The sequence below is a fragment of the Comamonas sp. SCN 65-56 genome (genome assembly GCF_001724135.1).
In the GTDB taxonomy this organism is placed as follows: domain Bacteria; phylum Pseudomonadota; class Gammaproteobacteria; order Burkholderiales; family Burkholderiaceae_C; genus Comamonas_C.
This window is the reverse complement of record NZ_MEDS01000010.1, coordinates 85,073-96,064: the sequence shown is the minus strand read 5'-3', so window position 1 is coordinate 96,064 and position 10,992 is coordinate 85,073. Positions and strand designations below refer to the sequence as shown.

Sequence of the window (10,992 nt, the reverse complement as noted above, 5' to 3'; positions counted from 1 at the left end):
AGTGGGGATCACCATCGCCGCGCGGCAAGCCGCTTCGGGCTACGCCCTACGCGTCTTGCCGCGGTGAAAGACTTACACCACTTGCTGGGACATCAACTCTCCGCACGCGAGCCCAACGCGATATCGGGCGTAGGCGGTGGCCGTGTCTCGGCGCCAGCGCAGCCCCACAAGCCGATCAGTGCCAGCGCACCGCATGCTTTCGTGATCGCGTCCATGGCATACCTCCATGAGCAGGCAAACCAGTGTCTTGGTACTTTTGATTACATGTGCCCGGCGCAAGTTCCGCAGCAACGGAGCAGCGCCCGCTATCCGGCTTTGAACAACTGCTGCGCATCCCGGTAGCTGAAATCCCCCGCCAGAGCATCAAAACTGCCGGATCGCAGCAGCTCCTGCGCCGCCTGACGCAGGGTTCCAAGGGCCAGCGTGGCAAAGCGCGTGGCGGTGCTCACGCGCGCCACACCAATTTGACGCAGACCGGCCAGGTCCATGCCTCCAGCGCCGGCCATGACATTCACAGGTATCCCCGCCTCCCGCACGAAAGTCGCGATCGTGGCCTTTTCGCTCAGGCCTATGGGGTAGAGGCAATCGGCACCTGCCGCACGGTAGGCCGCGGCACGCGCCAGGGCATCGGCCAGCGGAGCCGACGGGGAATCCACGGGATGCATCCAGTTGTCGATACGGGCGTTGATGACCAGTGCAATGCCCGCCTGCTCTGCGGCTTGCCGTGCGGCATGGATGCGCTCGGCGCTCTCCTGTACGCCGCGCTGCGGCCCGTGGCCAGTCATGCCGTCTTCCAGGTTCACACCCACCGCCCCGGTGGCGATCAGCGCGCGAACGGCTTGCGCGACCTGCTCTGGCCCCGTGCCGTAGCCGCTTTCAAAATCCACCGTCACCGGCAGCGCAACCGTGTGCGTGATGCGGCGCACTACGGACAGCACCTCCTGCAGCGGCACCTGCTCACCGTCCTGGTAGCCAAGCGCCCACGCCACGCCGCCACTGGTGGTGGCAATCGCACCAAAGCCGCCATCGGCAAACAGCGCTGCGCTGCCGGCGTCCCAGGCGTTGGGGAGCAGCAACACATCGTCCGCGTGGTGCAGACGACGCAGGGTTTGCGCATGCTTGATCTGAACGGCTTGGTCCATTGAGAGGGCTCCGAAGGGGTGATTGGCGTGCATCGTAGGCCGGACCAATGGCCCGCGCCAGCGCAATGGCACTCGGCTTGTTTTACGAGCCTTCCACCCGGATATGTCCCTACATGAGCTTGCAGCTCAACAGCACGCACAGCGCTATGCCCAGCGCCAGCAGCCCTTGGCCCAGGCGCTGCTGGTCGTCCAGCAAATAACTGCTGCACAGGCGCACGGGCGATGCCAGGTAGAGCCACGCCAGGCGAAATGTCGTGGCAATGGCTTCGACCAGCACGGCTGCGCGCAGCACGAAGCCCGCTCGCGGCCAGCTCAACGCCAGAGGCAGACCGATCAGCAACGGGATGGACGTGAACTTGGCGAGCTCCACCCAGGGCAGGTCGAGCGACTCATCGAGCATGCGCGGCACCATCCAGAGCATGCCGGTGAATGAGGCGAGCAAAAAACCGTTGATGCCATGCGCATTGGCGCTGCCAATGGCGTCACGCCAGGATGCCGGCAGGGCAGCGGCCAGCCATCAGCCGACAAGCGCCAGCAAAGGCATCTGCATCAGCATCTGGCGCGCCATGCTCGCCTCCAGCAAGGCCCGGGCAGGCGGCAGCGCAAGCGCCAGCCACAGCAATGCCGCCAGCCAGGTCTTGCCGCATGCACTGCCCTTCACTGCACCACCCTTTGCAACACATAGTCCTGCGCCTGCTGCATCGCCTCCCAGTCCAGCACTGCCACCACCCGCCCTTCAGGGTTGACGACGGAGATGGCCGCGTTGTGGACGTAGCCTCCCAGTGCATCGGGTACGGCTTTGACGCCAAAGGTGGCGAGCAGCTGCGGCAAATCGGCCGCCTGCGCCGGGCGCGCCGCAATCCAGCCCTTGCCGCGATCGCCCGAACGGCGCTGGTAAGCGGCAAGTTGAGCCGGGTCGTCGTACGCCGGATCAAAGCTAATGCTCACCAGCTGCACCTGGCCTGTGGCGATCTGCGGTGCCAATCGTTGCTGCAGCTGGGCGAATATATTGAAATATCAGTTGCATGTTTGTCCTTTTGCCATTTAGCGCCAAGGGGCTGTCCAGCCGCCGCCCAGCGCCTGCACCAGCGCGACGAAAGCCTGCTGGCGCTGCAATTGCAATTGCATGAGCGAGCGGCGCGCCGAGAGCGTTGCGGCCTGCGCGGTGACGACGCTGGTGTAGATGGAAAGGCCCGCCTGGTAGCTGTTGAGCGTGCGCTGTTCGGCACCGGCAGCGGCTTCGGCGGCGGCCTGCTGGTGCTCGATCTGGCGCGTCAGCGCGGCGAGCGCGGTCAGTTGGTCTTCCACCTGCCCCATCGCGGCGAGCGCGGTTTGCCGGTAGCTGGCACTGGCAGCCTGCTGCTGGGCGATGGCTTGGCGGATGGCGGCGTCACGCGCGCCCGCATCCAGCACCGTCTGCGCGATGGCCGCGCCCAGCGACCAGGTGAGCGTGGGCACCGAGAGCCAATCGGTTACGCCAGCCGCTGCACCGCCCACGCCCGCGCTCAGGTTGATGCTGGGAAACCACGCGGCGCGCGCGGCGCCGATACGGGCGTTGGCGGCGGCCACGCTGCGCTCGCTGGAGGCGACATCGGGGCGGCGCAGCAGCAGCTCGGACGGCAGGAGCACGGGCAGCGATGGCACGACGGCGCGCCAGGGCGCGCTCGCCAGCGCGAACTGCGTCGGAGCCTGGCCCACGAGCAGCGCCAGCGCGTGCTCGGCGTTGGCGCGGCTGCGGGCCAGGCTCTCACGCGTGGCGCGGGCGCTCTCCAGCGTGGTTTGCGCTTGCAGCAGGTCGGTGCGCGGCGCGATACCGCTTTCGTAGCGGTGGCCGGTGATGCTGAGCGCCTGGGCATAGCCGGTGATGATTTCATCCATCAGTCGCAGCTCGGCATCGAGTTCGCGCACCTGGAAGTAAGCCTGCGCCAGGCTGGCCTGCGCGACCAGGCGGGCACCGGCCAGGTCGGCCTCGCTCGCCTGCAGGCTGGCCTCTTGAGCGTTCACGCTGGCGGCCAGGCGCCCCCACAGGTCGGGCGCCCAACTGGCGGCAAGGCCCAGCGTGGCGCTGCCACGCGCCGGGCTGCCGCTGCGCTGCTCGCCCGCTTGCAGGCCCAGCGTGGGCAGGCGCTGGGCCTGGCTTTGCTCCAGCAGCGCCTGCGCCTGCGCGACGTTGGCCGCCGCCATCGCGATGGCAGGGTTGCGGGCCTGAAGCTGCGCCATCAGCACGTTCAGCACGGCATCATCAAAGAGTTGCCACCACGAGCCGTCTTGCCACTGCGGATGATCGGCGGTGCTGACCCAGCCCTCTGGCGCAGCGCTCTTCCACTGCGCGGGCCAGACGGGTGGAGCGCCGGGCGCAGTAGGGCCGACGCTGGAGCAGGCACCCAGCACCAGAATCGAAAAAATCAAGCAAAATATGCCTCCAGCCCTTGTATGGCAAGCGCGAGCAGCTATCAAATCAATGGATTTCATGTTCCCTCCAGGGCGGGCTGCGGGGCCTGCGTGGCGGTGTCGGAGGTGGCTGTGGGGCGGCGGCGCAGCTTGTCCAGCAGCACATAGACGGCGGGCGTGGTTAGCAGCGTGAGAAGCTGGCTCGCAATCAGCCCGCCGACGATGGTCACGCCCAGCGGCTGACGCAACTCGGCACCCTCGCCAAAGCCGATGGCCAGCGGCAGCGCACCCAGGCCGGCGGCCAGCGTCGTCATTATGATGGGGCGAAAGCGCAGCAGGCAGGCTTCGCGCACGGCTTGCACGGCGGCAAGGCCACGCCTGCGCTCGGCGTCGAGCGCAAAGTCGATGATCAGGATGGCGTTCTTCTTGACGATACCGATCAGGAGGAAGACGCCGATCAGCGCCATCAGCGAGAACTCCATCTTCAGCAGCATCAGCGCCAGCACCGCGCCAAACCCGGCGCTGGGCAGCGTGGTGAGCACGGTGACGGGGTGGATCAGGCTCTCGTAGAGCATGCCCAGCACGAGGTAGATCACGACGATGGCGGCCACGATGAGCAGGCCCTGCTGGCCCTGGGTTTTCTGCGCTTCGGCCGCCGCGCCCGAGAACTGGCCGCGCACCTTGTTGGGCATCTTGATGGCGTCGACCGCATCCAGCACGGCCTGGCGGCCCTGCTCCAGCGAAGTGCCATCGGCCAGGTTGAACGACAGCGTGCTGGAGAGCTCGCCGCCGTCGTGCCAGACGCTGGCGGGCACGGCGCGTTCTGAAAAATGCGCGAATTCGGCCAGCGGCACCATGGTGCGCGCGGCCGTGGAGATCGCTGCGCCGGTGGAGCTGGCGCGCTGCGCCGGGTTGGCTGCGCTGGCGGGCGCCGCACCCGCCGTGGCCGCCACCATCACGTCGCGCAGCACCACGGGCGACGTGGCGTAGCGTGGCGCCCATTCCATCACCACGGTGTACTGGTTCAGGTCGCTGTACATCGTGGCCACCTGGCGCTGGCCGAAGGCGTTGTACAGCGCCGCGTTCACCGCCGAGGGCGTCACGCCCAGGCGCGCCGCCTTGTCGCGGTCCGCCTCGATGAAGGTCTCCACGCCGTTGGCGCTTTCATCGTCATCCACGTCGGTCAGACGCGCATCGCGCTTGAGCTGGGCCGAGAGCGCCATGGTCCACTGCTTGAGGTCGGCCGCGTTGTCCGCCTTGAGCGTGTACTGGTAGGTAGCGTTGCTGCTTCTGCCGCCCGCGCGCAGCTCCTGCATGGGGTTGAGGAACACGCTCAAGCCGGTGATGGCGGCCAGCTGCGGGCGCAGGCGGTTGATGACGGCGCGCGTCTTCTCGCCCTGGGGCCGCTGAGCCGCGGGCTTGAGCGCGCCAAACAGAAAGCCCCCGCCGGAGCGCCCACCACCGGCAAACGCCACCACCGTGCCCACTGAAGGATCGGCGCCAATGATGTCGGCCGCTTGTTGCAGCTTGTCGCCAAAGGCGCTGGTGGAAATGCTCTGGTCGGCGCGCAGCCCGGCAAAGAACTGGCCGTTGTCCTGATCCGGGAAATAGCCCTTGTCGATGTGCGCCGCAAGGTAGCCGGTCAGCGCCACCACCACCGCCAGCACCAGCATCACCAGCCAGGGAAAGGCCAGCGTCCAATCGAGCGCCGCTCCATAGCCGCGCATCACAGCGCGCTGCACGCGGTTGGCCCCGGCCCCCAGGCGCGTGCGCAGCCAGCCCGCAGCGCTTTGGCGCGGTGCCTCATGCGCCTTGGTCGGCCCCAGCAACAGCGCGCACAGCATGGGCGTGGTGGTGAGCGAAATCACCAGCGAAATCATCACCGCCACCGACAGCGTGACCGCAAATTCGCGAAACAGCAGCCCCGGGTGTCCGCCCATGAACAGCAGCGGAATGAACACCGCTACCAGCGAGACGCTCATGGTGAGTACCGTGAAGCCCACCTCGCGCGCGCCGTCCAGCGCCGCGCGGGTGCGTGCCACGCCCGCCTCCAGGTGGCGCGTGATGTTCTCGATCACGACGATGGCATCGTCGACGACGAAGCCCGTGGCCACGGTGAGCGCCATCAGCGTGAGGTTGTTGAGCGAATAACCCAACGCCGCCATCGCCGCAAAGGTGCCCAGCAGCGAGACGCCAGTGGCCACCGCCGGAATCAGCGCCGCGCGCAGATTGCGCAGAAACAGCCCCACCACCAGTACCACGAGCAGCACCGCCACGGCCAGCGTGATTTCCACCTCGTGCACCGAGCCGCGCACCGAGCCGGTGCGATCAATCGCCACCGTGAGATCCACATCCTGCGGCAGTTGCGCGCGCAACTGCGGCAGCAGCGCATCGATCGCATCGGCGGTGGCGATCAGGTTGGCGTCGGGCTGCTGGGTGATGTTGACAACGATGGCCGGCTGGCCGTTGAACGAGCCGCGCGTGCGCGTGTCCTGCACGCTGTCGAGCACCTGCGCCACCTGCGACAGGCGCACCTCGGCACCCGCGCGCATGGCAACGATGAGGCCGCGATAGTCCGCCGCGTGCAGGCCAGGCGCGGGCGTGAGCACCTGCAGGGCGCGGCCGTTCTCGGCCGAGCCGATGTCCACCGTGCCCTTGGGCCGGTTGGCGTTGCTGGCTTGCAGCGCGGCGCGCACGTCGTCGCTGCTGATACCGAGCTCATGCAGCGCAAACGGGTTGAGCTCCACCCGCACCGCCGGCTGCGAGCCTCCGCCCAGCGTCACATCGCCCACGCCCGGCACCTGCAAGAGGCGCTGGCTGACGATGTTGTTCACCGCATCGAAAATTTGCCCCGGCGTGCGCGTTTTCGACGTCAGCGCCAGGATCATGAAGGGCTGCGCTGCCGGGTTGGCCTTGCGGTAGGTCGGATTGGTGCGCAGGCTCGCGGGCAGATCGATGCGCGCGGCGTTGATCGCAGCCTGCACGTCGCGCGCGGCGCTGTCGATGTTGCGGCCCAGATCAAATTGCAGCACCACGCGGCTCGACCCAGTGCTGGAGCTGCTGGTCATCTCGTTGACGCCCGCGATGGTGCCAAGCTGGCGCTCCAGCGGCGTGGCGACGGTGCGCGCCATGTCGGCGGGGCTGGCGCCGGGCATGTTGGCGGAAACGAAGATCACCGGGAAATCAACCGCCGGCAGTCGCGCGACGGGCAGCGTGAGAAAGGCGGCGATGCCCGCCAGCGCCAGGCCGATTGTGAGCAGGATGGTGGCGATGGGACGGCGAATGAAGGGGCGCGAGAGGTTCATCGTTCACCCCTCCCGGTATTTGCCCCCTCCCCCTTTGGGGGAGGGGTGGGGTGGGGGCCAGCGGCAATGAATATTTCAAAATCATTAGTTTTGCCAGCGCCGTCAGCCGGGTCTCGCCCCGGCGGGCGAGGCACTTTTCTTTGCTTCGCCAAAGAAAAGTACCCAAAAGAAATGCGACCCCACGCCTGCGACCCCTGCGCTTCGCTACGGGGCAAACCTGCACCGTCTCGCTTGCACGGTGCGCCGCACAACTCACTTCGCGCTGGCGCGCTGCGCTCGGACAAACGCGGCGAGTCAGTCAACAAGGCATGCGCGCTCCGACGCGCATGCTCACCGCGCAAGCAAGCCGACGCAGGCGCAGCCGAGGGGATGGGGGAGTGGCCATGCACGAGCCCTGATCTTCTGCAAAGCGCGAACTGGTATCCGTCCCCGCATCCGTACCCGTATCCAAGCCCCTCTGGCCGTGCCGAGGCGCGCAGCAGCCGGGGTGAGCGGATGCGCCGCAGGACGCATCCGCCTCGTGATCTGACTTGCCGCGTTTGTCCGAACGCAGCGCTGCAAGCGCGAAGTGAGTTACGCGGCACACCCCGGCTGCGAGCACCGCAGGTTGCCCCGGAGCGAAGCGTAGGGGACACGGACAACGGGGTCGCCTTTTCTTTGCTTACTTTCTTTTGGCGAAGCAAAAGAAAGTGAGTGCGCTGCCGGGCGCATGTCCCGGCCGACGGCGTCAGCAAAACAAACGGCCTTGAAATATTCATCGCTGCTGGCCCCCACCCCCGCCCTCCCCCAAAGGGGGAGGGAGTGAATCGGGAGCATCGCCCGGAGGAAGAGTGAGCAAATCCTCACTCGTCCGGCCCCAGCCCAGTCGCTCCCCCAGCCGATCAAACCAGACATAAATCACCGGCGTCGTGAACAACGTCAACAACTGCGACAGCACCAGCCCGCCAAAGATCGAAATCCCCAGCGGCCTGCGCAGTTCCGCCCCATCCCCCCAGCTCAGCATCAAGGGCACGGCCGCCGCCAGCGCTGCCAGCGTCGTCATCAGGATCGGCCGAAAGCGCAGCAGCGCCGCCTGGTGGATCGCCTCGACCGCGCTCTTGCCCTCGTGGCGCTCGGCTTCGATCGCGAAGTCAATCATCATGATCGCGTTCTTCTTGACGATGCCGATGAGCAGCACCAGGCCGATGATGCTCACCACGTCCAGCGCGTGGCCGGTCAACTCCAGCGCCAGCAGCGCGCCCACGCCCGCCGACGGTAGCGTCGAGAGGATGGTGAGCGGGTGCACATAGCTCTCGTACAGCACGCCAAGCACGATGTAGACGCAGACGACGGCCGCCAGGATCAGCCAGAGCTGGTTGGAGAGCGACTTCTGGTACGCCCCGGCGGCGCCCGTCATGCGCAGCGTCAGGCTCGCGGGCAGGCCTGCAGATTGCGCCGCCGCATCCACCGCCTGCACCGCCGCGCCCAGGCTCACGCCGGGGGCGGTGTCAAAGCCCACGGTGGCGGCCGGGTACTGGCCCACGCGCTGCACGGTCTGCGCGGCGGGCTCCTCGACGACGTCGGCAAACGAGGACAGCGGCGTGGTGCCGCCGCCGCTGGTCTTGACAGGCAGATCGCGCAGCGCTTGCAGGCTGGCGGCGTCCGCCTGGGCCGCTTCCAGAATCACGCGGTACTGATTGGTCTCGCTGAAGATGGTCGAGACGATGCGCTGGCCGAAGGCGTTGTAGAGCGTGTTGTCCAGCGTGCTGGTGGCCACGCCCAGGCGCGCGGCGGTGTCGCGATCGACACGCACCATCGCCGAGGGCGCGGTCTTGCCCGCGTCGGTCGTCGCGTGGCGCACCTCGGGCAGCGCGGTGATGATGCCGACGAGTTTTTGCGCCCACTCGTTCACCAGCCTGGTATCGACGCCTTCCAGGTCGAAGCGGTATTGCGTCGCGCCGGTATCCGAATCGATCGTCAAGTCCTGCGTCGGTTGCAGGTAGAGCTGCGCGCCCGCCACCTGCCCGGCCACCTGATCGCGCAGGCGCCGCATGATGGTGTCCTCGGAATCACCGAAGAGCGTGTGGGGCCTGAGGTTGATCACCAACCGTCCGGACGAAAGCGCCGCGTTGTTGCTCGCGTCCACGCCGACGACCGAGCTGAGCGAGGCAACCGCCGGGTCTGCCAGCACCAAGCGCGCGACTTCGCCCTGCAGCAGCGACATGCGGGCGAACGAGACGTCGCTGGCCGCCTCGACCCGGCCCTGCAACTGGCCGGTGCTCTGCGTGGGAAAGAGATCCTTGGGGATGAAGACGTAGAGCAGCGCCGTCACCGCAAAGGTGGCCAGCGCCAGCCACAGGGTGAAGGTCTGGTGGCGCAACACCCATGTGAGGCCCGTGTCGTACCAGCGGATCATCGCGTCGATGCCGCCTTGCAGCCGCCGGGCCAGCCAGCCCTGAGCTTCATCGAGCGGGCGCAGCACACGCGCGGCCATCATCGGCACCAGCGTGAGCGAGACCAGCGCGGAAAACAGGATGGTGATCGCCAGCGTGACGGCGAACTCGCGAAACAGCCGCCCGATCACCTCCTGCATGAACAAGAGCGGAATCAGCACCGCGATCAGCGAGACGGTGAGCGAGATGATGGTGAAGCCGATCTCGCCCGCGCCGTCGAATGCGGCTTTCAGCGGCGGCTTGCCCATCTCGCGATGCCGTGAAATATTCTCGATCATCACGATGGCGTCGTCGACCACGAAACCGGTGGCAATCGTCAACGCCATCAGCGAGAGGTTGTTGAGCGAGTAGCCGAGCAGGTACATCGCCCCCACCGTGCCCATCAGCGAGATCGGCACCGCGATGCTGGCGATCAAGGTGGCGCGCAGGCTGTGCAGGAAGGCGAAGATCACCAGCACCACCATCACCACGGCCAGGATCAACTCCATCTCCACATGCTCGACCGACGAGCGGATGCCCAGCGTGCGGTCACTGAGCACCGCCAGGTGCACGCTCTGCGGCAAGCCCTGCTCCAAGAGCGGCAACTGGCGCTTGATCGCGTCCACGGTGGCAATCACGTTGGCGCCGGGCTGGCGCTGCACGTTGACGATGATGGCGGGGGTCAGCGGGGTGGCTGCATCGGCCAGGGGGAGCGACGAGTCGCCGTGGCCCTCACCCCTGCCCTCTCCCAGAGGGAGAGGGAGTGAACCGGGCACGCTTGATCGCCCTCGCCCCTCTGGGGAGAGGGAGGGGTGAGGGGCTTGCACGCCACTGGCGCCCTTGATCCCCGTCCACGCCCCCAGCTTGTCGTTCTCCGAGCCATCGACCACCTGCGCCACGTCCTTGAGCCGCACCGGCTGGCCGTTCACGTAGGCGACGATCAGCTCGCGGTACTCCTGCGCGGACAGGAGCTGGTCATTGGCGTTGATGCTGTACTGGCGCTTGGGCCCGTCGAACGTGCCCTTGGCCCCGCTCACGTTGCCCGCGCTGATCGCACTGCTGATCGCATCCAGCCCCAGGCCCATCGCGGCCAGCGCCTGCACGTTGCCCTGCACGCGCACGGCCGGGCGCTGCCCGCCCGCGAGCGTGACCAGCCCCACGCCGTTGATCTGGCTGATCTTGAGCGCCAGACGCGTGTTCACCAGGTTCTGCACGTCGGTCAGCGGCAGGCTGGTGCTGGTGACGGCCAGTTGCAGGATGGGCGCGTCGGCGGGGTTGACCTTGGCGTAGATCGGCGGTGCGGGCATATCGGCGGGCAGCAGCGAGCCGGCCGCGTTCATCGCCGCCTGCACCTGCTGCTCGGCCGCGTCCATCGCCAGATTCAGGTCGAATTGCAGCGTGATCATCGACACGCCCGCGCTGCTGGTGCTGCCCATGCGCGTGAGGCCGGGCATCTGGCCGAACTGGCGCTCCAGCGGCGCGGTCACGGTGCGGCTCATCACGTCGGGGCTGGCACCGGGGTAGAGCGTCTGCACCTGGATGGTCGGGTAATCCACCTGCGGCAGCGCCGCCAGGGGCAAAAAGCGCAGGCCCACCAGGCCCGCGAGCACGATGGCCAGCATGAACAGCGCGGTGGCCACCGGGCGCTGGATGAAGAGGCGCGAGACGTTCATGCGCTTGCCTCTTTGGTGTTCCTCCCTCCCCCTTTGGGGGAGGGCCGGGGTGGGGGCCGGTGTGCACATG

The 10,992-nt window shown here is 67.4% G+C and carries 7 protein-coding genes; all 7 read right to left on the bottom strand.

The features are described from left to right. Positions 1 to 305: 305 nt before the first annotated feature. The gene (locus ABS45_RS07620) at positions 306 to 1,142 is read right to left on the bottom strand and encodes an isocitrate lyase/phosphoenolpyruvate mutase family protein (RefSeq protein WP_291554652.1); all 837 of its coding nucleotides are present in this window, start codon (positions 1,140 to 1,142) and stop codon (positions 306 to 308) included. 109 nt (positions 1,143 to 1,251) lie between these two features. Continuing rightward, complete coding sequence (locus ABS45_RS07615; RefSeq protein ID WP_291554650.1) at positions 1,252 to 1,584, bottom strand: hypothetical protein; 333 nt, start codon at positions 1,582 to 1,584, stop codon at positions 1,252 to 1,254. Positions 1,585 to 1,659: 75 nt separating this feature from the next. Further along, on the bottom strand, positions 1,660 to 1,803 hold the full coding sequence (locus tag ABS45_RS07610) for a hypothetical protein (protein ID WP_291554647.1): 144 nt from the start codon (positions 1,801 to 1,803) through the stop codon (positions 1,660 to 1,662). Beyond that, entirely contained in the window at positions 1,800 to 2,138 is a 339-nt protein-coding gene (locus tag ABS45_RS07605; protein WP_291554666.1) for an SCO family protein, read from the bottom strand. Before ABS45_RS07605 ends, ABS45_RS07610 begins: the two co-directional genes overlap by 4 nt. A gap of 48 nt (positions 2,139 to 2,186) precedes the next feature. Next, positions 2,187 to 3,551: an efflux transporter outer membrane subunit gene (locus ABS45_RS07600; protein ID WP_291554645.1), complete on the bottom strand. Its 1,365-nt coding sequence runs from the start codon at positions 3,549 to 3,551 to the stop codon at positions 2,187 to 2,189. A 59-nt stretch (positions 3,552 to 3,610) separates the two neighbouring features. Next, positions 3,611 to 6,838: an efflux RND transporter permease subunit gene (locus ABS45_RS07595; protein ID WP_291554643.1), complete on the bottom strand. Its 3,228-nt coding sequence runs from the start codon at positions 6,836 to 6,838 to the stop codon at positions 3,611 to 3,613. Between the two features lie 754 nt (positions 6,839 to 7,592). Continuing rightward, entirely contained in the window at positions 7,593 to 10,922 is a 3,330-nt protein-coding gene (locus ABS45_RS07590; protein ID WP_291554641.1) for an efflux RND transporter permease subunit, read from the bottom strand. Between the last annotated feature and the right edge of the window lie 70 nt (positions 10,923 to 10,992).